Raw genomic sequence first — 24,670 nt, forward strand, 5'->3', positions numbered from 1 at the left:
GGCATGGCGGCCTGTCGTTCCCGATATTGCTCGACCCAACGACGCAGCGCCGTCGGGCCAATACCCATCATCCGGGCCGCTTCAGGCGGGGAATGCCCCGCCTCGACCACCAGTCGGACCGCTTCGGCCTTCAGAGCCGACGAAATCTTCTTGTATCCCATGGATCACCTCGCAGGAGATTTTGCTCCTACTCGGTGGTCCAGAAATACCCGGACACTACAGGCGCGCTCCTACGGGAGGAGCGCGCCCTGCGCGGATGTCTTATTTCTTCTTCGAAATGTACAGATCGGTGATCGTGCCCTCGTACACCTCGGCCGCCATGCCGACGGACTCGCCGAGCGTGGGGTGCGGGTGGACGGTGCGGCCGATGTCGCCGGCTTCGGCGCCCATTTCGATGGCGAGCGCGAGTTCCGAGATGAGGTCGCCCGCGTGCGGGCCGACGATGCCGGCGCCGACGATGCGGTGGGTTTCCTCGTCGAAGATGAGCTTGGTGAAGCCTTCGGTGCGGTCGATGCCGATGGCGCGACCGGAAGCCGCCCAGGGGAACTTGCCGACGCCGACCTTCAGGCCCTTCTCCTTCGCTTCGCGCTCGGTGACGCCGACCCAGGCGATTTCCGGATCGGTGTACGCGACCGACGGGATGACGCGCGCGTCGAAGAAGCTCTTCTGTCCCGCGGCGGCTTCGGCGGCCACCTTGGCTTCGTGCGTGGCCTTGTGCGCCAGCATCGGCTGGCCGACGAGGTCGCCGATGGCGAAGATGTGCGGCACGTTGGTGCGCATCTGCCGGTCGACCGGGATGAAGCCGCGATCGGTGACTTCCACGCCGGCCTTGTCCGCGCCGACCTTGGCGCCGTTCGGCGAGCGGCCGACGGAGACGAGCACGCGATCGAAGAGCTTCGTGTCCGGGATGCTCTCGCCTTCGAACGTGACCTCGATGCCCTTCTTGGTCGCCTTCGCCTCGACCACCTTCGTCTTGAGGTGGATGCCCTTGTACCGCTTGGCGATGCGCTGCTGCAGCGGCTTGATCAGGTCGGCGTCCGCGCCGGGGATCAGCTGGTCGGCGAGTTCGACGACGGTGACCTCGGAACCGAGGCCCGCGTAGACGGTGGCCATTTCCAGGCCGATGATGCCGCCGCCGACGACGAGCAGCTTCTTCGGCACGTCGCGCAGTTCGAGCGCGCCGGTGGAGTCGATGACGCGCTCGTCGTCCCACGGGAACGACGGCAGCTTGACCGACTGCGAACCGGCCGCGATCACCGCGTTCCTGAAGCGGATGAGCTTCGTGCCTTCGGCCGTCTGGACTTCCATCTCGTACGGCGAGACGAACGCGCCCACGCCCGTGACGGTGCGGACCTTGCGGGCCTTGGCCATCTGCGCGAGGCCGCCGGTGAGCTTGCCGACCACCTTCTCCTTGAAGGAACGCAGCTTGTCGAGGTCGATGGACGGCGCGCCGAACGTGATGCCGTGCGCTTCCATGTGCGCGGCTTCGTCGATGACGGCCGCGGCGTGCAGCAGCGCCTTCGATGGGATGCAGCCCACGTTGAGGCAGACGCCGCCGAGCGACGCGTAGCGCTCGACGAGCACGGTGTCGAGGCCGATGTCCGCGCCGCGGAACGCGGCCGTGTAGCCACCCGGGCCCGAGCCGAGCACGACGAGGTCGCATTCGATATCGGCCTTGCGGCCACTGTCGCTGCCCGCCTTCGGTGCGGCGACCGGCGTGGCCGGCTTCGGCGGCGCCGGAGCGGGCGACGGCGCGGCCGGCGGCGGCGCGTCCTTCGTGACGGACTGGCCGACGACCTTCTCCGCCACCGGCGCGTCGGCGCCTTCGGCCTCGATCAGCGCGATGACGCTGCCGTCGTTGAGTTCGTCGCCGATCTTGACCTTGATCTCGACGATCCGGCCGCCCTGCGAGGCGGGCACGTCCATCGTGGCCTTGTCGGATTCCAGCGTGACCAGGCTCTGGTCCTTGGCGACGGTGTCGCCGACCTTCACCAGGATCTCGATGACCGGCACATCGTGCGAGCCGCCGAGATCGGGAACCTTCAGTTCGATCGTGTTAGCCATGTGCGTGCCTCCGTCAGAGCAACAGGCGACGGATGTCGCCGAGCTGCTGGGCCAGGTACACGGCGAAGCGCGCGGCGAGCGCGCCGTCGATGACGCGGTGGTCGTACGACAGCGACAGCGGCAGCATCAGGCGCGGCGCGAATTCCTTGCCGTTCCACACGGGCTTCATCGCGGCCTTCGACACGCCGAGGATCGCGACTTCCGGCGCGTTGACGATCGGCGTGAACGCCGTGCCGCCGATGCCGCCGAGCGAGGAGATCGAGAAGCAGCCGCCCGACATGTCGGCGGCGGTGAGCTTCTTGTCGCGCGCCTTCTTCGAGATCTCGCCCAGTTCGGCGGCGAGCTCGAGCAGGCCCTTCTTGTCGGCGTCGCGGATCACCGGCACGACGAGGCCGTCCGGCGTGTCCACGGCGATGCCGATGTTGTAGTACTTCTTCAGCGTCAGCACTTCACCCGCCGCGTCGAGCGACGCGTTGAAGGTGGGGAATTTCTTCAGCGCCGCGACCACCGCCTTGATCTGGAAGACCAGCGGGGTGACCTTCAGATCCTTGTTCTCTTCGCCGAGCTTCTTGCGGAAGGCTTCGAGTTCGGTGATGTCCGCGTCCTCGAACTGCGTGACGTGCGGGATCATGGCCCAGTTGCGGGCGAGGTTCGCAGCGGAGATCTTCGGGATGCGGCCCAGCGGGCGCTCTTCGATCTCGCCGAACTTCGAGAAGTCGACCTTCGGCCACGGCAGCAGGCTGAGGCCGTTGCCGCCGGCGACGGCACCGCCCTTGGCCGGCGAGCCGGCGGAGGTCATCACCTGCTTCACGTAGGCGGCGACGTCGTCGCGCTGGATGCGACCGCCGCGACCGCTGCCCTTGACCTGGGCGACGTCGACGCCGAGCTCGCGCGCGAAGGCGCGCACGGCCGGGCTGGCGTAGGGGGCGTTCTCCGGCATGATCGTGCTGGCGTCGAACGACACCGGCGGCGTGCGCGGCGCGCCGCCGGCCGGTGCTTCCGCGGTCTTCGACGGCGCCGGTGCCGCGGCGGCGACGCGCTGCGGCGCCTCGGCCGGGGCTTCCGAGATACCGGGCTTGTCCGTGGACGGCGCAGGCTGCGTGTCGTCGGCAGCGCCCTCGCCTTCCAGGATCGCGATGACATCGTCGTCGTTGACCTCGTCGCCGACCTTGACCTTCAGTTCCTTGATGACGCCCGCGGCGGGCGCCGGGATATCCATCGTGGCCTTGTCGGACTCGAGCGTCATGAGGCTCTGGTCCTTCTCGACGCGATCGCCGGCCTTGACCATGATCTCGATGATCGGCACGGGCTTGCCGCCGATGTCGGGCACCTTGACCTCGACCGGGCCGGACGACTTCGACGCCGACGGCGCCTTGGCGGCGGCCGGAGCCGGCGCGGGTGCCGCGGCCTTCGGGGTCTCGGCCTTGGGTGCTTCGGCCTTCGGCGCGGCGGCGGCCGGGGCGTCGCCCTCGGCTTCGACCAGCGCGATCACGGCGCCTTCGTCGACTTCGTCGCCGACCTTGACCTTCAGTTCCTTGATGACGCCGGCGAACGGCGCCGGCACTTCCATGGTGGCCTTGTCGGACTCGAGCGTGACCAGGCTCTGGTCCTTTTCGACGCGATCGCCGACCTTGACCATGATTTCGATGACGGGGACGGGTTTGCCACCGATATCGGGGACGAGGGCTTCTTTGACGTCGGCCATGGAACCTCCTGAAAACAGACGCATGCGGGCGGACGGACCCGCGGGCGGGGGATGGGAGCGCGCCATGCTGCGGCGCAACCGGTCGATTGTAATCCCTCGGGAGGCTGGCGGGTCCCGTTTTTCCTCGATTCAAACGGTTGTTTGGGTGGGACGGGGCTGCTGAGCCAACCCGCCAGCTCGTGACTCCCGATCCTGTAGGAGCGCGCCCTGCGCGCGACATCTCTTCGCGAAGCGCACCAGGGCCTGTGGCTCACGGCCCCAACATATGTCGCGCGCAGGGCGCGCTCCTACAGGGCGGGTGCTACTTCGGGGGTTGCAGGGGATTTCCCACCACGCGGATCTCGCTCTGCGGGTACGGGATGGTGATGCCGTTCTCGTCGAAGCGCTCCTTGATGCCCCGGAGCAGCGTGGTCTGCGTTTCCCACATGTCGCCGGTGGTGGTCCAGCCGCGGATGACGAGATTGACGCTGGAGTCGCCCAGGGCTTCGGTCCAGACGCCCGGCGCGGGATCCTTGAGGATGCGCGGGTCGGCGGCGAAGAGGTCGCGCACCACCTGCATGGCCTTGCCGATGTCGTCGCCGTAGCCGATGCCCACCTTGAGCTCGAAACGGCGCGTACCGCGGACGTTGTAGTTGATGATCGCGTCGCCACCGACCTTCGCGTTCGGCACGACCGCCTGGCGGTTGTCGGGCGTGATCAGGTACGTGTGCATCAGGTTGACGCTTTCCACCGTGCCGTCCACGCCGCCGACCGTGACGTAATCGCCGACGCGGAATGGACGGAAGAGGATCAGCAGGACGCCCCATGCGAGGTTCGAAAGCGAGCTGTTGAGGGCGAGACCGATGGCGAGGCCGGCGGCGCCGATCGCGGCGATGAACGAGGCGGTGGGCACGCCCGCCATCCCGAGCACCTGGATCAGCAGCAGTGCGATGAGGATGCCGTAGATGATGTTGCGCAGGAAGCCGGCGAGCGTGACGTCGACGCGTGCGCGTTCGAGCGCGCGGCGACCGAAGTTGGCGAGGCGCGCGGCGATCCAGAAGCCGACGAAGAGAAGCAGCAGCGCGAGGCCGATGCGGATCGAGTAGGTGATGATCAGCACGCGCATGGCGTGATCGACGCCGAGGCGATCGAGGAAATCGGTCATGGCCCTGCCTTTGAGCGTTGGGAAAAGCGCGTCGAGGCTAGCAGGGAATGAGTGAACGGGTGGTCGGGAGCCACGTATCCCATGTAGGAGCGCGCCTTGCGCGCGACAGCTTTTTGCGAAGAGCGGCAGGGCCTGGTGCTCGCGGCCTCAAAAGATGTCGCGCGCAGGGCGCGCTCCTACCGGGTCAGGCTAAAAAAAAAGGCGCCTTTCGGCGCCTTTTCGTCTTACGGGTTGCTGGCGGGTGCCGGTTTCGGGGGCACCTGGGCCGTCTGCGGTGCGTCGATCTTGCGGCCGCCATAGGGCAGCACGACGGAGGCGACCTTCGGGTCCGCCTTGATCAACGCCACCTCGTCGCCGACGATGTGGGCGGCCTCGTCGAGCGGCGTGTCCTTCGCCTTCTTGGCGTCGGCTTCCTGCTTGATCTCGGACTTGATGCTGCGCTCGTTCGCGTTGAGGCCGTCGTCGGACGTGGCCGCATCGTCGGTGTCGCCCGGGCTGCCGTCGCCGCCGAAGATCGCCTTGCGGCGGTTGCGGAAATCGGTCTGGATGGCCTCGTACTGCTTGCGCTCCGCCTGGCGAGCCGCGAAGTTCAGCGAGATGTCCGTCTTGTCGCGCAGCGTCTGGTACTGCTTCAGCTCGTCGAGCATCAGCTTCCAGGCCGGCGACGTGGCGACGCGCGCCTGGTGCTTCTGGTTGAGCGGTCCGATGATGGGCTTGAGGTCGGCCACCGGCTTGTAGTCGGCCGGGTCGATGTGACGCCACGGCAACGCGTTGTCGTAGGTCGACTCGCCGAATTCCTTCGCGTCGCCGTTCTGCGGGAACTGGATGTCCGGCGTGACGCCACGCAGCTGCGTGCTGTCGCCGTTGATGCGGATGAACTCCGCGATCGTCATCTTGAGCTCGCCGTACTTGGCGTCCTCGCCGGTGGTCGCCTTGCCGAACCGGTCGAGGTCGACCAGGTTCTGCACGGTGCCCTTGCCGAAGGTGGGCTCGCCGATGATGATGCCGCGGCCGTAATCCTGGATGGCGGCGGCGAAGATCTCGGACGCCGAGGCGGAGCCGCGATTGACCATGACCGCCATCGGGCCATCCCACGCCATGCCCGGGGCGTCGTCGCCCTGCGCGTCGATCTGGCCGCGCGCGTCGCGCACCTGCACCACCGGGCCGGTGTCGATGAACAGGCCGGTGAGTTCGGTGGCTTCGTTGAGCGAACCGCCGCCGTTGTTGCGCAGGTCCATGATGACGCCTTCGACCTTCTGCGCCTTCAGTTCGGTGAGCAGCTTGGAGACGTCGCGGGTGGCGCTCTTGAAGTTGGCGTCGCCGTTACGGCGCGCGCCGAAATCCTGGTAGAACGTGGGCAGTTCGATCACGCCGATCTTGCGCGTGACGTCGCCGTCCTTGACGTCGATGACCTTCGACTTGGCGGCCTGCTCTTCCATCGTGACCTTCTTGCGGACGAGCGTCACGATCTCGTGCTTGCCGTCCACGCCGGCGTCGGCCGGGAGGATCTCGATGCGGACGGTGGTGTCCTTCTTGCCGCGGATGAGCTTGACCACGTCGTCCTGGCGCCAGCCGACGACGTCGACCATCGGGCCGGTCTCGCCCTGGCCGATCGCGACGATGCGGTCGCCGGGCTTCATCTTGCCGGACTTGATGGCCGGGCCGCCGGGCACGAGCTCGCGGATGGTGGTGTAGTCGTCGCGCGCCTGCAGCACCGCGCCGATGCCTTCCAGCGACAGGCGCATGGCGATGTCGAAGGTGTCGGCGGCGCGGGGGCCGAGGTAGTCGGTGTGCGGGTCGGTGGAATTCGCGTACGCGGTCATGAACGCCTGCGTCGCGTCTTCGTCGTCGAGCTGGCGCACGCGCGTGATGTAGGTGGCGTAGCGCTTGTCGAGCGTCTTCCGGATCTCGTCGTCGTTCTTGCCGGCGAGCTTCAGGCGCAGCCAGTCGTTCATCGTGCGCTTGCGCCACACGTCGTCGAGCTCGGCCTGGTTCTTCGGCGCGGCGGCCTTCTTGCGGTCGAAGTTGAAGCTCTCGTTGCCGCTGAAGTCGAAGCCCTGCTTGAGCAGGCCGCGCGCGTAGTTCATGCGGTCGACCGCGCGCGTGATGTACAGGTTGAACACCGAGAACGGGCCGGTGAGGTCCTGGTTCCAGATGGCGTCGTCGAACTGCGTCTTCAGCGGTTCGAACTTCGCGAGGTCTTCCTGCGTGAAGAACACCTTCTCGCTGTCGAGCGACTCGATGTAGGCCTTGTAGATCTTGGCCGACATGGCGTCGTCGAGCGGCTGGGCCTGGTAGTGGAAGCGCGTGAGGAAACGCGCCGACAGCTGCGAGGCCTGCGCCTCGGCGGCGGTGGGCTTCAGCGGCAGGCTGGACTCCTTGCGCTGCGGCTCGGGCGAGGTCGCGGCTTCCGAGGCGTCCTTCGGCTGCGGCGCGGGTGCCGTCTTCGTCGCGGGCTCGGTCGCTCCCGGCTTCTGCATCGGCGCGGGCGCGGCGTTCTGGGCGTTGGCGCCCGCGGCCGTGAGGGCCAGCAGGAGAGCGATCGCGGGGCGAAGAGTCATGTAATCGAAGCCTCAGTGCGATGGAGCGTGTTTATTCGACGACGCCGGCGGCGTGGGCCATCAGGTCGGCATGGTAGGAGGATCGCACCAACGGGCCGGAAGCGACATGGGAGAAGCCCATCTCCTCGCCTGCGACGCGCAGCGCCTCGAATTCGTCCGGCGTCCAGTAACGGACCACCGGGTGGTGATGCGCCGTCGGCTGCAGGTACTGGCCGATGGTGATCATGTCGACGTCATGGGCGCGTAGATCGCGCATGGTCTCCAGGACCTGCTCGAGGGTCTCGCCGAGGCCGAGCATGATGCCGGACTTGGTCGGGACCGTCGGGTGCTGGGCCTTGAAGCGCTTGAGCAGATCCAGCGACCACTGGTAGTCGGCGCCCGGACGAACCTCGCGGTACAGGTGCGGGACCGTTTCCAGGTTGTGGTTGAAGACGTCCGGCGGGAAATCCTTGAGGACGTCCAGCGCGCGCTCCATGCGGCCCTTGCCGCGGAAATCCGGGGTGAGGATCTCGATGCGGATGTCCGGGCTGGCGTGGCGCACCGCGCGGATGCACGAGGCGAAATGCTCGGCGCCGCCGTCGCGCAGATCGTCGCGATCAACCGAGGTGATCACCACGTAGCGCAGGCGCATGTCGCGGATGGTCTCGGCCAGGCGCGCCGGCTCCAGCGGATCCGGCGCCAGCGGGCGGCCGTGGGCCACGTCGCAGAACGAGCAGCGGCGGGTGCAGACCTCGCCGAGGATCATGAAGGTGGCGGTGCCCTTGGAGAAGCACTCGTGGATGTTCGGGCACGAGGCCTCTTCGCACACGGTGACGAGCGAGTTCTCGCGCAGGCGGGCCTTGAGCTCCTGCACCGCGTTGCCCTGCGGCAGGCGCACGCGGATCCAGCCGGGCTTGCGCAACGCCGGCTGCGTGCTGTCGAAGCTCGCGCGGTTGAGCCCGATCTTGTCGTTGCCGAGCATCTTCTCGCCGGGCTTGTCGACCACGGCGATCGGGATGCTGCGAAGGGGGGTGGCGGAAGTCTGGGTCATAACGTCTGTGAAGCCTCAGACCGCAAGGCGCGCGGGGAGTTCGGGGAGAATGGGATCGGCGGGCACGGCGTGGAAGCCGAATTGCTTGCAGAATTCCTGAACCAGGACGTCTTCCACGTCTGCCAGTCGCGACGGACCGCCCAAGTCTACCACCTGGGTGACTTCCAAACCCTTGTAGCCGCAGGGATTGATGCGGTGGTAGGGCTCGAGGTCCATGTCCACGTTGAAGGCCAGGCCGTGGAAGCTGCAGCCCCGCCGGATGCGCAGGCCGAGGGCCGCGACCTTGGCGTCCGCGACGTAGACGCCGGGGGCGCCCTCGCGGCGCTCCGCGCCGATATTCCACTCGCCGAGGGTGTCGATCAGGGCCTGCTCGATCCGGTTGACCAGCTCGCGCACGCCCACCCCGGTGCGCCGCAGGTCGATCATCGGGTAGGCCACGATCTGGCCGGGCCCGTGGTAGGTGACCTGCCCGCCGCGGTCCACGCGCACCACCGGGATGTCGCCGGCGAAGAGCACGTGCTCGTCGAGACCGGCCTGGCCGAGGGTGAAGACGGGATCGTGCTCCAGCAGCCACAGCTCGTCGACGGTGTCGTCGGTGCGGTTGTCGGTGAAGGCGCTCATGGCCTTCCAGCTGGCTTCGTAGGGGACGCGCCCCAGCCGGCGGACGTTGAGGGGGAGGGTCATGGCGGTGCGGTCGTGGGGGATGTCGGGGAGTTGTGGGCGTGGGGCCCACGATACAAGACCGACGTGATCCGCTCGACGCCGGGGTCCGTAGGAGCGCGCCTTGCGCGCGACATCTTCTGGGGCCGTGAGCCGCAGGCCCTGCGGCTTCTCGCGAAAAGATGTCGCGCGCAGGGCGCGCTCCTACGGGGGCCGGACGGCTACATGGTGAAACGGATGTTCGCGTCGGCGCGCAGGGTGCTGTGCGCCTCGAGGTATTTCTCGCGGGTCGGCGCGACGAAGCTCACGGTGACCGACTGGTAGTTGCCGGCCGGGGTGAGCTTGGTCGACAGGGTCTCGTGGAGCACCTCCAGACCGATGCCATGGAGCAGGAACGGCACGTGCTTCTCGAGTCCCGCGTTGGCGTTGCCGATCGCGGTGATCTCGAACTCGCCCGGGAACTGGAAGCCCTTGCCGTCCTTCTGCGCTTCGCTGAAGTCGATCTCGCGCATGAGCGTAATCCTCTTACTTCTTGTCGCCGTCGCTGTGGAACCACAGCATGATCGTGTCCCACAGGCGCGAGAAGAAGCCGCCTTCCGGCGCGTCGGCCAGGGCGACGAGCGGCGCGGTGAACACCGGCTGGTCGTCGAGGGTCACGCGCAGCGTGCCGACCTGCTGGCCCTTCTTGAACGGGGCGATCAGGGTCGTCGGGATGTCGAGGTTGGCCTTGAGCTTGTCGTAGTCGCCGCGCTTGACCGAGACCATGGCGTCTTCCGTCAGGCCGAGCGGGAGGGTGTTCTCCGCGCCCTTCCACAGCTTCGGCGTGGCCAGCGGCTTGTTGGCCTCGTAGAGCTTGTGCGATTCGTAGAAGCGGAAACCGTAGTTGAGCAGCGCCAGCGCGGCGTCGGCGCGGCCCTTCTCGCTGCCGGCGCCCATGATGATGGCGATCATGCGCGCGTCGCCCTGCTTCGCCGAGGCGGCGAGGCAGTAGCCGGCGGCGGCGGTGTGGCCGGTCTTGATGCCGTCGACGGTGTTGTCGCGCCACAGCAGCAGGTTACGGTTGTGCTGCTTGATACCGTTCCACTCGAATTCCTTCACCGCCGAGATCGCGTAGTCCTCAGGGAAGTCGTGGATCAGCGCGCGCGACAGGACCGCGATGTCGCGGGCGGTCGTGTAGTGGTTGGCGACCGGATAGCCCGACGCGTTCTGGAACTGCGAGCGCGTCATGCCCAACTGCTTGGCGTACGCGTTCATCAGGTTGGCGAAGGCCGGCTCCGAGCCCGCCGTGTGCTCGGCGAGCGCGATGGCGGCGTCGTTGCCCGACTGGATGATCATGCCGTAGAGCAGATCCTTCAGCGGCACCTGGCTGTTGAGCTTCAGGAAGCTGGTGGAGCCGTCGGTGCCCGCACCGCCGCCGCGCCACGCGTTCTCGCTGATGGTGACCGGATCGGTCATGTGGATCTTGCCGTTGCCGATCTCGGCGGAGACGACGTAGTCGGTCATCACCTTGGTGATCGAGGCCGGCTCGACCTGGAGGTCGGGCTCCTTCGACGCGATGATCTGCCCGGTGTTGTAGTCCATCAGCACCCAGCTCTTGCCTTCGACGTCCGGCGGCGGCGGCACCGGTGCCTCGGGCACCACGGGGCGCGGCACGGGGGCGGGACGCGGAGGCGTCTGCTGCGCCACGGTCACGCCCGCGACGAGCGCGGCGGCGGCGAAAGCGAACAGGGAGCGAGGGAAGAGCTTCATCGTTTCAGCGGTCCAGTCAAAGCAACAAAAAAGGAGGTCAGTCTACCGCGACGGAGGGCCTTGGCAGGCCCATGCCGGCGATCTGGTCGGTCACCCGGTCGGCGGTGTCCACGTCGGCCAGCGGGCCCACGCGGACCCGGCGCACGCTGCGGCCACCGATGGTGGCCTCCACCACACTGACCGGGCCGAGGCCGGCCTGGTTCAGTCGGTCGGCCACGCGGTTCGCGTTGACCGCGTCGGAGAAGGCACCGACCTGGAGGTAGATGCTGGGCTTGCCCGCGACGGGGGCCGTGATCGTGGGACGCGGGGCGGCCTGGGAGGCCGGCTTGCCGGCCGGCGCGGACGCGACGCCGTTGCCGGCGCTGGCGAGCGGCGGCAGCGCTTCGGCGGGCGAGATGCCGGTCATGCCGGGGACGTGATCGTCGGCTTCCGGATCGGCGGCGGCGGGACGCGCGCTCGGGGCCGCCGCGACCGGGGCGCTGCCCACGGGGGCCGCGATGGCATCGGACGGCGGCCGACTCACGGCGCGCTCGGGCGTGGCGACGGTGCGGGCGCCCACCGGCGTGCCGCTCGCGACCCGCGCGGGCGGCGGCGGCGCGCTGACGGGGGCGGGCTTCGGTGCCGTGTTCACGTAGGGCGCGCCGCGGTCGCTGCCGGGGTCGGACGGATCGATCGCGCGCACTTCCACGAGCCCGGTGCCCTTCGGCCAGACGCCGATCTTCACGGCGGCGGCGAACGAGAGGTCGATGATGCGGTTTTCGTGGAACGGGCCGCGATCGTTGATGCGGACGATGACGCTCTTGCCGGTCTCGAGGTTGGTGACACGCGCGTAGCTCGGCAGCGGCAGCGTCTTGTGCGCGGCCGAGAACTGGTACATGTCGTATTCCTCGAGGCTCGAGGTCTTGTAGCCGTGGAACTTGTTGCCGTAGAACGACGCGATGCCGCGCTCGACGTAGCCGCGCGAGCTCGGCAGCACGGTGTACGTCTGGCCGAGCACGGAGTACGGCGACTTGTTGCCGTACAGCGCGCGGGGCTCGACCTTCGGCACGGGCTCGGGAAGCTTGCTGACGTCGGGCGCGTCGGTCGGCACGCTGTCCGCGTTGGAGCGGTAGCGCGAGCGCTGCGACTTGCGGATGTCGTCGTAGCCGCCGCGCGAGGGGGACGATGTGCTGCCGCCGCGCGATGCGGGGCGCGTGTTCTTGCCCCCACCGCAGGCGGTGAGGAGGCCGAGCAGGAGTGCGATGAGCATGACCGATGCGATACGGCGGGCACCCATCGCCGATACGATCGGCTCCCACCCCTTCGGTAGGGGGCGTGACGCGACGCACGGGCTTCCCGTGGGAAGCGCGCTCGCGCGCGAATGGGTGTTCATCGCGGGGCCGGTCCGTTCACGCGGGCGCGGATCTCGTGCGCCAGCTGGTCGACGGCCATGGCGTACATCGGGCTGCGGTTGTAGGTGGTGATGACGTAGAAGTTCTGGAACGTGAACCAGTATTCGTCGCCGGTGGGGCCATCCAGGCGGACGAGCTGCGCGTCGCGACCGGGATTGACGTGCTTCAGCGGCGCGAAGCCATCGGCGACGAAGGCCTCGACGGGCGCGACCGGGCGCCAGTCCTTCGGCACGGCGGGCGCGACGGCGCGACGGTCCGGCTGCGCGCGCGTGGCGACGGGACCGCCGGTTTCCCAGCCGTGTTCCTTGAAGTAGTTCGCGACGCTGGCGAAGATGTCGCCCATCGAGCCCTTCATGTCGATACGGCCGTCGTGGTCGTAGTCGACGCCCCAATCTCGGATCGACGAGGGCATGAACTGGCCCCAGCCCTGCGCGCCGGCGTACGAGCCGGTGAGCGTGTCGAGCGGACCGCCGAGGTGGTTCTGCGGCAGCTCGAGCAGCACCTTCAGCTGTTCGCGGAAGAACGGCGCGCGCTTCGGGTAATAGAACGCGAGCGTCGTCAGCGCGTCGATCACCTTCCACTTGCCGGTGTTGCGGCCATAGAAGGTTTCCACGCCGACGATGGCGACGATGTATTCGGGCGGCACGCCGTACGTGCGGCCGATGCCGTCGAGCAACTGGCGATGTTCGCGATAGAAGTCCGCGCCGGCCTGGATACGCTGTTCCGTGAGAAAGATCGGACGGTAATCGCGCCAGGGCTTGCCTTCCGCGGGCCGGCTGATGGCGTCGAGGATGGCCTGCTGCTTCTTCGCGCCATCGAGCAGCGAATTCAGCGAGGCCTTGCTCTTGCCGGTGTCCTTCGCGACTTCGCGGACGAGCTGTTCCTGGCCCGGATGGGTTTCGGCCATGGCGGCCGAGGTGAACAGCAGGGGGAAGGCGAGCATCGCGCCGGCGAGGCGCGGGAGGTGTCGTGCGGGGCGGGCGCGGCGCGCGGCGAGAACTTCATCCATGCAAGGAAGCGTATCACGCTGTCGTGGCGCGGCCGGGGCCGTCTTCGGCGAATGTTCAGGCTGAGGCGGATCGTCAGTCGTGCAGCTTGCGATTCGCGTGGATGGACATCAGCACGCCGAAGCCCGTGAGCAGCGAGACCGCGGAGGTGCCGCCGTAGCTGAGCAGCGGCATCGGCACGCCCACGACGGGCAGGATGCCCGCGACCATGCCGCCGTTCACGGCCACGTACACGAAGAAACTCATGCCGATGGCGCCCGCGAGCAGGCGCGAATACGTGTCGCGCGCGTTCATCGCGATCCACAGGCAGCGGCCGATGATGAAGGCGTAGAGCAGCATGATGAGGATCACGCCGATCAGCCCGAATTCCTCGGAGAACACGGCGAACGCGAAGTCGGTGGTGTGTTCCGGCAGGAACTCCAGGCGCGACTGGGTGCCGTGCTGCCAGCCCTTGCCGAACGCGCCGCCGGAGCCCACCGCGATCTTCGACTGGATGATGTGCCAGCCCTTGCCCAGCGGGTCGGATTCGGGATCGAGCAGCGTGCGCACGCGGTTGCGCTGGTATTCGTGGAGAAACTGCCACGCCACCGGGATCACGGCGCCCACGGCGCCGCCGAGCAGGCCGATCCGCCACCACGCCATGCCCGAGAGGAACAGCGCGAACGCGCCCGCGCCCGCGACGAGCAGCGCGGTCCCGAGATCGGGCTGCTCGGCGATGAGCCCCGCGGGCACGGCGATCAGGAGGCCGACGACGGCGATGTCCTTCCAGCCCGGCGGCAGCTGCCGCGGATGCAGGTACCACGCGACCATCATGGGCATGGTCAGCTTCAGCAGTTCCGACGGCTGGAAGCGCATGACCCCCAGGTCGAGCCAGCGGTACGCGCCACGCCCTTCGCCGAGGATCGCGACGACCACCAGCAGCGCGGTGCTGCCGAGGTAGAGCCACGGCGTCCACGAGCGCAGCACCGGCGGCGGGATGCGCGAAATGACGAGCAGCAGCACGCCGCCGAGCACGAAGCGCGCGGCCTGGCCGATCACCAGCGAATCGTTGCCGTTGCCCGCGCTGTAGAGGTTGGACAGGCCCACGATCGCGAGCACGAACAGCGCGAGCAGCAGCGGAATGTCGAGGCGCGGCTTGGAGAGCAGGCGCAGGCCGAAGCGTTTCAGACGGAGGGCGAGTTGCGGGAACATCGTTACTGGTCCTCTCCATCGTCCTGCGGCGGCGCACCCGCGCTGGCCGGCGCGGCCGGCGGCTCGGGTTCGTCCTCCGTCGCGTCCGCCGGATCGGCGTCGGCCGTCACGACCTGGCCCGGCGCGGGGTCGACCGGCCGCGGGCCGCCCTCGTCCACCACCCACTGATCGAGGATCTTGCGGGCGATGGGACCGGAATCCGCCGCGCCCCAGGCGCCCGCCTCGAGCACCACCGCGACGGCGATCTTCGGATCGTCGGCGGGCGTGTAGGCGATGAAGAGCGCGCGGTGGCGACTGGCGAGGTACGCGGTGTTCTTGTTCGTGTCGTACGCGTCGGTCTTGCGCGAGAAGCGTTCGGCGGTGCCGCTCTTGCCCGCGATGATGTACGGAAATCCGAAACGCAGCGCCTTGCCGGTGCCCTTGCCGGAGTTGATCACCGCTTCCATGCCCTCGTTCACGGCGTCCCAGTCGGAGGCCTTGCGGATCACGGAGGGGCCACTCGGCGGGAACGGCTGGTGCACGCGCGGGCTGTCCACGCCGTCCTGCGTGTCGAGCAGGAGATGCGGCGTGTACGGGATGCCGCGGCCGGCGAACGTGGCGGTGGCGTGCGCCAGCTGCAGCGGCGTCACGGCCCAGTAGCCCTGGCCGATGCCCGCGATGATGGTCTCGCCGGGATACCACCCGGACTTGCTCCGCGTGGCCTTCCACTCGCGCGACGGCAGGATGCCCTCGACTTCGCCGACGAGGTCGATGCCGGTCTTCTTGCCGAAGCCCAGGCCGCCCATCCAGGTCGCGAGCCGGTCGATGCCCATGTCGAGCGCGAGGCGGTAGAAATAGGTGTTCGTCGACAGCTCGATGGCGCGGATCATGTTCACCGTGCCGTCGCCGCCGCGCTTGTCGTCGCGGTAACAGCGCGACTGGCCCGGGATGCAGAACTCGCCCGTGGACAGCACGGTGTCGCTCGGACGGCGGATGCCCATCGAGAGGCCGCCGAGCGCGAGGAACGGCTTCACGGTGGAACCCGGCGGGTACACGCCGCGCAGGGCGCGGTTGTACAGCGGCTTGTCCGGTGCCGTGGTCAGCGCCTTGTAGTCGGCGGAACTGATGCCGTTGACGAAGAGGTTGGGATCGAAGTCCGGCACGCTGACGAACGCGAGCACCTCGCCGTTGCGCGGATCGATGGCGATCGCCGCGCCCGCCCTGCCCGCCATGGCCTGCTCCGCCGCCTTCTGCAGGCGCACGTCGATGCTGAGGTACACGTTCTTGCCGGGCGTGGGCGGCGTGGTGTCGAGCACGGCCTGCGTGCGGCCGTCGGCGTTCACTTCCACCAGCTCGTAGCCGGGCGAGCCGTGCAGCAACTTCTCGTACGAACGCTCGATGCCGATGCGGCCGATGTGCGTGGTGCCCTTGTAGCTGGCCTCCTCGTCGTCGTCCATGCGGTCGAGGTCGTCGGCGTCGATGCGGCTGACGTAACCGATGACGTGCGCCATGGAAGGGCCGAGCGGATAGCGACGCGTGAGGTACGGCACGACGTCGACGCCGGGGAAGCGCCAGCGGTTCACGGCGAAGCGGCCGATCTCGTCTTCCGTCAGTTTCAGGCGCAGCGGGATGCCTTCGAAGCGCCGGCCCTGTTTCACCTGCTTCTTGAACGTGGCGATGTCGTCGTCGCTGATCGGCACCACGGCGCCGAGCTTGCCGAGCATGGCATCCATGTCGTCGACCTGCTCGGGCGTCACTTCCAGGCGGAACGCTGGCACGTTGTCGGCCAGCAGCACGCCGTTGCGGTCGTAGATGAGGCCGCGCGCCGGCGGGATCGCGCGCGGCTTGACCCGGTTCTGGTCCGAGCGCGCCACGAATTCCTCGTGGTGCAGCACCTGCAGGTAGACGTAGCGCACGCACACGGCGCTGAGGCCGAGCAGGATCAGCGCGAAGCCGGCCAGCGCGCGACGGCGGAACAGCGCGACTTCGCCGCGCGTTTCCTTGATCGAGGCGCGCCGGCGCTTCATGCGTCGTGGATGCGCAGACGCGCGCGCAGGTCGTCGAGGATCAGGAACACGAACGGCCACAGCGCCGCGCCGACCAGCGGCGAGATCCAGTACTCGGCCGGCGGCAGCGGATCGCCGCCGAACACGCGCACGAGCAACAACAGGATGCGATCGTTCACCAGGAACCCGAGCACCGCGAGCGACTGCTGCCACATCGGGAAGAAGCGCAGGCGCGAGCGGAAACGCAGCGCGATGAACACCATCGCGGTGAGGCGCAGCGCCTGTTCGCCGAGCAGCACGCCATCGAAGAGATCGGCCGCGACGCCGAGGCAGAACGCGAGCCCGAGCGTCACACGGTCGCCCGACTGCAGGCACCAGTAGAGCAGGATGAGCGCCGGCCAGTACGGCTTGAACGGCGTGAGCGGACCCGGCAGCGGGATCAGCATCAGGAACAGCGAGATCAGCAGCGTGGCGGCGAACCAGAGCTGGCGGACGCGGACGCGGTTCATGGCGTGCTCCCCGCCGGCGAGCCGGCCGTGGCGGCACGCGCGGGCAGCGGCGTGGCCGTCGGCGAGGTGACCGCCGGCAGCGTCGGCGCCGGCGGCGCGTTCGGATCGGGCTTCATGTCGGACGGCGGCCCGACGTTGGGCGCGGGCGGCGGCGGACCGGCGGATTCCGCCAGATCGTGCAGCAGCAGGACGTCCTCGCTGCGGTCGAGGTCCGCGGCCGGCTTCGCCTGCGCGGAGAGGAAGGTGCCCGACGCGGTCTGCGCCACATCGCGGATCTCGCCCACGGGGAAGCCGGGCGGGAAGCGTCCGCCGAGACCGGAGGTGACGAGCTTGTCGCCCACCTGCACGTCGGCGGACACGGGAATGTTCGGCAGCGTCAGCAGGTCGCCCGCGCGCGAGCCATAGGCGATGGTGCGCAGGCCGGTGCGTTCGATGGTCACGGGAATGGCGTGGTTCGGATCGGTGATCAGCATCGCGACGGAGGTGGTGGGCATGACGTCCACGATCTGGCCCATGACACCGCGGGCGTCGATCACGACCTGCCCCGGCTGCACCTTGTCGCGCGCGCCGACGTTGAGCACGATCCGGTGGCGGAACGTACCGAGGTCCACGCCGATGAGCCGTGCGAGCTGCACGTTCAGCGACAGGCTGTGCTGGGTATCCAGCAGTTCCTTCAGGCGCGTGTTCTGCTCGGCCACGGACGCCATGCGGTTGAGCTTGGCGTTGGCGAGCAGGAGATCTTCACGCAGGCGCTGGTTCTGCTCGGTGAGGCGCTGGCGGTCGGCGAACGCCACCGTCGCCGCCTGGAAGCCCTGCGAGGGCAGTCCGGCGATCCGGTACACGGGTTCGACCACGAGCGAGAGACCGTAGCGGACGTTGGCCAGCCAGCCGCCACGATGATCGAGCACCATGAGCACGCAGGCGAGCGCGAGGTACACGATCAGGCGCAGCGTTCCCGCCACGCCCGGTGCGAACAGGGGCGACTTGTCGTCGCGATTCAGGGCCATTCAGCGCGCTCCGGCCATAGCGCCGCTGCGCGCCGTCATCATTCGAACGCGAAGAAGTCGCTGCCGTGCTGGTCGATCATCTCCAGGGCCTTGCCGCCGCCGCGCGCCACGCAGGTGAGCGGATCGTCGGCGACCTGCACGTGCAGGCCGGTTTCCTCGGAGATCAGGCGATCCAGGTCGCGCAGCAGCGCGCCGCCACCGGTGAGCACGATGCCGCGCTCGGCCACGTCGGAGCAGAGCTCCGGCGGGGTCTGCTCCAGCGCCGCCTTGACCGCCGCCACGATGCCGGAGAGCGGCTCGTGCAGGGCTTCCAGCACCTCGTTGGAGTTGATCGTGAACATGCGCGGCACGCCCTCGGCGAGGTTGCGGCCTGAGATCTCGATCTCGCGGACTTCGCTCTGCGGGAAGGCGCAGCCGATTTCCAGCTTGATGCGCTCGGCGGTGGATTCGCCGATCAGCGTGCCGTGGTTGCGGCGCACGTAATTGATGATGGCCTCGTCGAAGCGGTCGCCGCCCACGCGCACGGACTGCGAGTAGACGATGCCGTTGAGCGAGATCACCGCCACTTCCGAGGTGCCGCCGCCGATGTCCAGCACCATGGAGCCGCGGGCCTCGTGCACCGGGATGCCGGCGCCGATCGCGGCCGCCATCGGCTCCTCGATGAGGAAGACGTCGCGGGCACCGGCGCCTTCGGCCGATTCCTTGATCGCGCGGCGCTCCACCTGGGTGGAGCCGCAGGGCACGCAGACCAGCACGCGCGGGCTCGGGCGCAGCATGCGCGAGCGGTGCACCTGCTTGATGAAATGCTGGAGCATCGCCTCGGTCATGGTGAAGTCGGCGATGACGCCGTCCTTCATCGGACGCACCGTGGCGATGTTGCCCGGCGTGCGGCCGAGCATGCGCTTGGCGTCGCCACCGACGGCCGCCACGGCACGGGGGCCACCCGGGCCGCGGTCCTGGCGGATCGCCACCACCGACGGCTCGTTCAGGACGATGCCCTGACCGCGCACATAAATGAGCGTATTCGCCGTGCCGAGATCGATGGAGATGTCGTTCGAGAAAAGTCCGCGGAACTTCTTAAACATGGTGCGGCGGGCGCCCGTAGCGGGAAAAAGTAAGCGTGCGAGTCTAGATTGGCCACCCCTCCCACGCAAGGGCGGATACGTTAAGAAAGCCTTGTAAGTCCGGATGATGCGTGCGGCAGAGCGCCCTGCTCCGGGCACGCGATGCCTCCGGATGGTCGCCTCGCGGCCCTTTTTTGGGTAGGATTCGCAGGTTTGCCGGACCCCACGCGGGCGGCGTTTGCGGCGGCCCGCCCGGGTCGTCCCACCACTACTTCCAGGGTCACCGACGCATGACTGCCGTTATCTGCGGATCGCTCGCCTACGACACCATCATGGTGTTCCAGGACCAGTTCAAGAACCACATCATTCCGGACCAGGTGCACATCCTCAACGTGTCGTTCCTCGTTCCCGGCATGCGTCGCGAGTTCGGTGGTTGCGCGGGCAACATCGCGTACAACCTGAAGCTGCTCGGCGGCGACCCGATGCCGGTCGCGACGGTGGGCCAGGACTTCGGTCCGTACCGCGCGCACATGGAGAAGCACGGCATCCGCCTCGAGGGCGTGCGTCAGTACGACGACATGTTCACCCCGCAGTGCTTCATCACGACCGACCTGGACAACAACCAGATCACCGCGTTCCACCCGGGCGCGATGTCGAACGCGCACGACAACCACGTGCGCGACATTCCCGATTACCAGTTCGGCATCGTGGCGCCGGATGGCCGCGAGGCGATGCTGCAGCACGTGGACGAGTTCGCCGCGCGTGGCGTGCCCTTCATCTTCGATCCGGGCCAGGCGATGCCGCTGTTCAACGGCGACGAGTTCCGCTCGATGATCGAGAAGTCGACGTACGTGATCGTCAACGATTACGAATCGCAGCTGCTGCAGCAGCGCACCGGCTGGGACGCGAAGACGATCGCGTCGAAGGTGAAGGCGTACATCGTGACGCTCGGACCGCGCGGCTCGCAGATCCACGCCGATGGCGAGACGATCGAGATCGGACCGGCGCGCGAGCGCCAGGTCGTCGATCCGACGGGTTGCGGCGACGCGTACCGCGCCGGCCTGATCTTCGGCATCATGAAGGGCTACGACTGGAAGACGGTCGGCAACATGGCGTCGCTGATGGGCGCGCTGAAGGTCGAGCATCCGGGCACGCAGAACCAGTACTTCACGTACGCGCAGTTCGCGGAAGCGTTCGAGGAACAGTTCGGCTACGCGATCGGTTGATCGGTCGAAGAGCCTGAAGGCAAAAGGGGCGGCGCAGCGATGCGCCGCCCCTTTTCGGTTGTGCGGTTCGCTTCGTCGTGATCGCCGATACGATCGGCTCCCACCCTTCGGTAGCCATGCTTGCGAAGGCCGACCTACCAGAGGGTGGGAGCCGATCGCATCGGCGATGCTCTTTAGTTGCGTGGCTTGAAGCCCATGGTCGCGTTCACGGCCTGCTTCCAGCCGTCGTAGAGATCGTCGCGGCGTTCTTTCGTCATCTCCGGCTTGAACTCGCGATCCACCGCCCAGCGCGTGGCGATGTCCTTCTTGTCCTTCCAGAAGCCGACGGCGAGACCGGCGAGATACGCCGCGCCCTGCGCCGTGGTTTCCTGCACCTTCGGACGCAACAGCGTGACGTCGAGGATGTCGGCCTGGAACTGCGCCATGAAGTCGTTGGCGATCGCGCCGCCATCGGCGCGCAGTTCCTTGAGCTGGATGCCGGAGTCGGACTGCATGGCCTCGAGCACGTCGCGCGTCTGGTAAGCCATCGATTCGAGCGCCGCGCGGATGAACTGTTCCTTCGTCGTGCCGCGCGAAAGGCCGAAGACGGCACCGCGCACGTCGCTCTTCCAGTACGGTGCGCCCAGACCGACGAACGCGGGCACGAAGTAGACGCCGTCGTTGTCCTTCGCGCGCTCCGCGTACGCCTGCGAGTCCGACGCCTTGCCTAGCATGCGCAGGCCGTCGCGAAGCCACTGGATGACCGAGCCCGCCACGAAGATGCTGCCCTCGAGGGCGTATTCCACCTTGCCGTCGACGCCCCACGCGATGGTGGTGAGCAGACCGTTCTTGGAACGTACCGCCTTCTCGCCGGTGTTCATCAGCATGAAACAGCCGGTGCCGTAGGTGTTCTTCGCCAGGCCTTCCTCGAAGCATGCCTGACCGAACAGCGCGGCCTGCTGGTCGCCCGCGATGCCGGCGATCGGCACTTCGCGGCCGAAGAAATGCTTCGCCAGCGTGTTGCCGTAGACCTCGCTCGAGGACTTCACCTCCGGCAGCATCGCGCGCGGCACGTTGAGCATCTTCAACAGCTCGTCGTCCCATTCGCGTTTGAAGATGTCGTACATGAGCGTGCGCGAGGCGTTGGTGTAGTCGGTGACGTGCACCTTGCCGCCGGTGAGGTTCCAGATCAGCCAGGTATCGATCGTGCCGAACAGCAGGTCGCCGGCTTCGGCTTTCTCCTGCGCGCCTTCGACATGGTCGAGGATCCAGCGCACCTTCGTGCCGGCGAAGTAGGCGTCGATCAGCAGGCCCGTCTTCTCGCGGACCATGTCCTCGAAGCCGTCGGCCTTGAGCTTGTCGCAGATCTCCGCCGTCTGGCGCGACTGCCAGACGATGGCGTTGTAGATGGGCTGCCCCGTGTGGCGATCCCACACCACGGCCGTCTCGCGCTGGTTGGTGATGCCGATGCCTTCGATGCACGACGCGTCGATCTGTGAGCTGCTGATGACTTCGGTCATCGTCGACAGCACGCTGGTCATGATCTCGCGCGGGTTGTGCTCCACCCAGCCCGGCTGCGGGAAGATCTGCGGGAACTCGCGCTGCGCGGTGCCGGCGATGTTGCCGTCGTGGTCGAAAAGAATGGTGCGCGAGCTGGTGGTGCCCTGGTCGATGGCGAGGATGTATTTCTTCTTCGTGGTCACGATGCGGGTCCTTGGGTTCACGCCGCGAAGGCGGTATAGGCGAAGGCGGCAAGCAGTGCGCCGATGATCGAGCCGACGATCGGCACGGGTGCGTAGGCGAAGTCGGAACCACCCTTGCCGGGGATGGGCAGGATGGCGTGGGCGACGCGCGGCCCGAAGTCGCGCGCGGGATTGATGGCGTAACCGGTGGGGCCGCCGAGACCCATGCCGATCACGACCACGAGCAGCGCGACGGCGATCGGGGCGAGACCCTTCGAGAGATCGTTGCTGCCGATGGCCAGCACGCAGTAGACGAGGACGAACGTTCCGATGATCTCGGTGACGAGGTTCGCCGGAATGGAACGGATGGCCGGGATGGTGCAGAAGATGCCGAGCTTCGCAGTCGCATCCTGCGTGCCCTTCCAGTGCGCGAGGTAGGCGAAGTACACGAGCACCGCGCCGGTGAACGCACCGGCCATCTGGGCGGCGATGTAGCCCGGCACCAGCGTCCACGACAGCTTGCCGATGGACGCCATCGCGAGCGTGATCGCGGGGTTCATGTGGGCGCCGCTCTTCGCGGCGACGAAGATGCCCATGAGCACGGCGAGGCCCCACGCCCACGTGATGACGCTCCAGCCCGCATCCTTCGCCTTCGAATCCTTCAGCAGCACGCCGGCGACGACGCCGTCGCCGAGCAGGATCATCACCATCGTTCCGAGGAACTCACTCAGGTACACCGACATGCTGAGTACTCCTTATCTTGGGGACGCGCGACGGTCAGCAGTCCGGCGCGCGCTGGGGGTGGCCGCGAGCGTTCAGCGCTTCGTGGACAGGTAATCGGAAAGGCGCCGCACGTCGGCCGGCGTGACGCGCAGGCCCAGCTTGCTCCGGCGCCAGAGGATGTCCTCGGCCTCCGTCGCCCATTCGTGGCGGACGAGGTAATCGACCTCGGCCTGGTAGAGATCGGCACCGAAATGCTCGCCAAGCGCGTGCAGACCATCGGCTTCGCCCAGCAGGTCGCGGGCGCGCGTGCCGTAGCTGTGCACGAGACGCCAGGCGAAGGCATCGGGCAGCCAGGGACGCGAGGCGCGGATGTCCGCCTGCAGTTCGTCGATGTCGCGTTCGCCGCCACCGGGCAGCGGCGGCGCATCGGCCGTCCACGCCGGCTGCGTGTTGCCGAGCAGCGGCGCGAGCTTGTCCACGGCCTCCTCCGACAGCTTGCGGAAGGTGGTCAGCTTGCCGCCGAAGACGTTCAGCAGCGGCGGGCCGTTGGCGTCGATGTCGAGCTGGTAGTCGCGCGTGACTTCCGAGGCGTTGCCGGATTCGTCCTGAAGCAGCGGGCGCACACCGCTATAGCTCCAGACGACGTCGGCGGGCGCCAGCTGCTTCTTGAAGTAGCGGTTGGCGGCATCGCACAGGTAACGCGTCTCCTCGTCGGTGATGACGGGGCGCGACGGGTCGTCCTTGTATTCGATGTCGGTCGTGCCGACAAGCGTGAAATCGCGCTCGTACGGAATGGCGAAGACGATGCGGCGGTCGGGCTGCTGGAAGATGTACGCATAGCGGTGATCGAAGATCTTCGGCACCACGATGTGACTGCCCTTGATCAGGCGCAGCGAGTGCTGATGCGGCACGTGCGCCACGTCGTCAAGGAACGTCGCCGCCCAGGGGCCGGCGGCATTGACGAGCGCGCGCGCCCGGATGAAGTGACGACTGCCGTCGCGACTCTCGAGCTCGGCGGTCCAGCCTTCGCCGTCGCGGCGCGCGCTGACGCAGCGCGTGTGGGTCTCGACGCGGACGCCGCGGCGCGCCGCGTCCATCGCGTTGAGCACGACAAGGCGCGCGTCCTGCACCCACGCGTCGGAGTACACGAAGCCCTGCGTGAACTCGTCGCGCAGCGGCTCGCCGGTGACGTGCTTGCCGAAGCGGACGCGCCGCGAGCCGGGCAGCGTGCGCCGTCCGCGGCCGAGATGGTCGTAGAGGAACAGGCCGATGCGGATCATCCACGCGGGGCGCAGGTGCGGCTGGTGGGGGAGTACGAAGCGCAGCGGCCAGATGATGTGCGGGGCCGCGCGCAGGAGCACCTCGCGCTCGGCCAGCGCCTTGCCGACGAGGGCGAATTCGAACTGCTCGAGGTAGCGCAGCCCACCGTGGATCAGTTTCGTGCTCGCGCTGGAGGTGTGGGACGCGAGGTCGTCGCGCTCGCAGAGCCAGACGCTGAGGCCACGGCCCGCCGCGTCACGCGCGATACCGACGCCATTGACGCCACCACCCACCACCAGAACATCGACCTGCTCGACCATCGCACGCTCCGTCATTCGGGAGGCGGCGCCGGCAACCGTGAGAAAGACCCTACGCCCGGGTACGTTCGTTTGGGTGGAACTCGCGCGTGAATCCTTGCGCATTCGAACATTTCTTACGCGCTGTCAGGCACCGCCTGTTGGTAAACGAGCATATTCGAACACAAACGAACATCGCACGCTGCGGTGCAGCGAAGCCGTGTCCGTGCGAGCACCCATCGCCGATGCGATCGGCTCCCACCCAGGGTGAGAGCCGGGCGACTCTGGTGGGGAGCCGATCGTATCGGCGATCCCGCGGCAGCGGGCAACGTGCCGGTGCAGCCGCTCCGGCCGCCCTTCATGCAGGGCAGAACCGGGCCGCCGCCGCGAGCACCCATCGCCGATGCGATCGGCTCCCACCCTTCGGTAGCGGGCCC

Annotated in this window: 19 protein-coding genes; 1 reads left to right on the forward strand and 18 read right to left on the reverse strand. The window is 67.9% G+C overall.

Going from position 1 to position 24,670, the window contains the following annotated elements:
* Positions 1 to 261 precede the first annotated feature (261 nt).
* The 15 genes from lpdA to BMY69_RS18910 form a co-directional block, all read right to left on the reverse strand.
* The gene (lpdA, locus tag BMY69_RS18835) at positions 262 to 2,064 is read right to left on the reverse strand and encodes a dihydrolipoyl dehydrogenase (RefSeq protein WP_090181191.1); all 1,803 of its coding nucleotides are present in this window, start codon (positions 2,062 to 2,064) and stop codon (positions 262 to 264) included.
* A 13-nt stretch (positions 2,065 to 2,077) separates the two neighbouring features.
* Positions 2,078 to 3,769, reverse strand: coding sequence for a dihydrolipoyllysine-residue acetyltransferase (gene aceF / locus BMY69_RS18840; protein ID WP_090181192.1), 1,692 nt, complete (start codon positions 3,767 to 3,769; stop codon positions 2,078 to 2,080).
* 301 nt (positions 3,770 to 4,070) lie between these two features.
* Entirely contained in the window at positions 4,071 to 4,913 is an 843-nt protein-coding gene (locus BMY69_RS18845) for a mechanosensitive ion channel family protein (RefSeq protein WP_090181195.1), read from the reverse strand.
* Between the two features lie 224 nt (positions 4,914 to 5,137).
* A complete protein-coding gene (locus BMY69_RS18850; protein ID WP_090181198.1) occupies positions 5,138 to 7,474 on the reverse strand; it encodes a carboxy terminal-processing peptidase in 2,337 nt (778 codons plus the stop codon).
* A 31-nt stretch (positions 7,475 to 7,505) separates the two neighbouring features.
* Positions 7,506 to 8,504, reverse strand: coding sequence for a lipoyl synthase (gene lipA / locus BMY69_RS18855; RefSeq protein WP_090055458.1), 999 nt, complete (start codon positions 8,502 to 8,504; stop codon positions 7,506 to 7,508).
* A 15-nt stretch (positions 8,505 to 8,519) separates the two neighbouring features.
* On the reverse strand, positions 8,520 to 9,188 hold the full coding sequence (lipB, locus tag BMY69_RS18860) for a lipoyl(octanoyl) transferase LipB (RefSeq protein WP_090181200.1): 669 nt from the start codon (positions 9,186 to 9,188) through the stop codon (positions 8,520 to 8,522).
* A gap of 197 nt (positions 9,189 to 9,385) precedes the next feature.
* Positions 9,386 to 9,676, reverse strand: a complete 291-nt coding sequence (locus BMY69_RS18865) for a DUF493 family protein (RefSeq protein WP_090055462.1) — start codon at positions 9,674 to 9,676, stop codon at positions 9,386 to 9,388.
* A 13-nt stretch (positions 9,677 to 9,689) separates the two neighbouring features.
* Positions 9,690 to 10,913 carry a D-alanyl-D-alanine carboxypeptidase family protein gene (locus BMY69_RS18870; protein ID WP_090181204.1) on the reverse strand — a complete coding sequence of 408 codons (1,224 nt, stop codon included), beginning with the start codon at positions 10,911 to 10,913 and terminating at the stop codon, positions 9,690 to 9,692.
* Between the two features lie 37 nt (positions 10,914 to 10,950).
* Entirely contained in the window at positions 10,951 to 12,162 is a 1,212-nt protein-coding gene (locus BMY69_RS19955; protein WP_255364618.1) for a septal ring lytic transglycosylase RlpA family protein, read from the reverse strand.
* 119 nt (positions 12,163 to 12,281) lie between these two features.
* Positions 12,282 to 13,247, reverse strand: coding sequence for a lytic murein transglycosylase B (gene mltB, locus BMY69_RS18885; RefSeq protein ID WP_090181222.1), 966 nt, complete (start codon positions 13,245 to 13,247; stop codon positions 12,282 to 12,284).
* A gap of 139 nt (positions 13,248 to 13,386) precedes the next feature.
* Positions 13,387 to 14,502 carry a rod shape-determining protein RodA gene (gene rodA, locus BMY69_RS18890; RefSeq protein WP_090181206.1) on the reverse strand — a complete coding sequence of 372 codons (1,116 nt, stop codon included), beginning with the start codon at positions 14,500 to 14,502 and terminating at the stop codon, positions 13,387 to 13,389.
* A 2-nt stretch (positions 14,503 to 14,504) separates the two neighbouring features.
* Positions 14,505 to 16,508: a penicillin-binding protein 2 gene (mrdA, locus tag BMY69_RS18895; protein WP_090181209.1), complete on the reverse strand. Its 2,004-nt coding sequence runs from the start codon at positions 16,506 to 16,508 to the stop codon at positions 14,505 to 14,507.
* The gene (gene mreD, locus BMY69_RS18900) at positions 16,505 to 16,996 is read right to left on the reverse strand and encodes a rod shape-determining protein MreD (RefSeq protein ID WP_090055474.1); all 492 of its coding nucleotides are present in this window, start codon (positions 16,994 to 16,996) and stop codon (positions 16,505 to 16,507) included. Before mreD ends, mrdA begins: the two co-directional genes overlap by 4 nt.
* Positions 16,993 to 18,003 carry a rod shape-determining protein MreC gene (gene mreC / locus BMY69_RS18905; protein WP_090181212.1) on the reverse strand — a complete coding sequence of 337 codons (1,011 nt, stop codon included), beginning with the start codon at positions 18,001 to 18,003 and terminating at the stop codon, positions 16,993 to 16,995. The genes mreD and mreC overlap by 4 nt, the downstream gene beginning before the upstream one ends.
* 38 nt (positions 18,004 to 18,041) lie before the next feature.
* The gene (locus BMY69_RS18910; RefSeq protein ID WP_072322142.1) at positions 18,042 to 19,088 is read right to left on the reverse strand and encodes a rod shape-determining protein; all 1,047 of its coding nucleotides are present in this window, start codon (positions 19,086 to 19,088) and stop codon (positions 18,042 to 18,044) included.
* Between the two features lie 269 nt (positions 19,089 to 19,357).
* Between BMY69_RS18910 and BMY69_RS18915 the strand changes: the two genes are divergently transcribed.
* Positions 19,358 to 20,293, forward strand: a complete 936-nt coding sequence (locus tag BMY69_RS18915) for a carbohydrate kinase family protein (protein ID WP_090055480.1) — start codon at positions 19,358 to 19,360, stop codon at positions 20,291 to 20,293.
* Positions 20,294 to 20,466: 173 nt separating this feature from the next.
* On the opposite strand, the gene glpK is transcribed toward BMY69_RS18915, so the two are convergent.
* The 3 genes from glpK to glpD all read right to left on the reverse strand — a co-directional run bounded on the left by glpK (position 20,467) and on the right by glpD (position 24,257).
* Positions 20,467 to 21,975 carry a glycerol kinase GlpK gene (glpK, locus tag BMY69_RS18920; protein WP_090055483.1) on the reverse strand — a complete coding sequence of 503 codons (1,509 nt, stop codon included), beginning with the start codon at positions 21,973 to 21,975 and terminating at the stop codon, positions 20,467 to 20,469.
* 17 nt (positions 21,976 to 21,992) lie between these two features.
* Complete coding sequence (locus BMY69_RS18925) at positions 21,993 to 22,697, reverse strand: MIP/aquaporin family protein (protein WP_090181217.1); 705 nt, start codon at positions 22,695 to 22,697, stop codon at positions 21,993 to 21,995.
* A 72-nt stretch (positions 22,698 to 22,769) separates the two neighbouring features.
* Complete coding sequence (glpD, locus tag BMY69_RS18930; protein ID WP_090181219.1) at positions 22,770 to 24,257, reverse strand: glycerol-3-phosphate dehydrogenase; 1,488 nt, start codon at positions 24,255 to 24,257, stop codon at positions 22,770 to 22,772.
* Positions 24,258 to 24,670 lie beyond the last annotated feature (413 nt).

This window comes from Luteibacter sp. UNC138MFCol5.1 (assembly GCF_900110505.1).
Lineage (GTDB): Bacteria > Pseudomonadota > Gammaproteobacteria > Xanthomonadales > Rhodanobacteraceae > Luteibacter.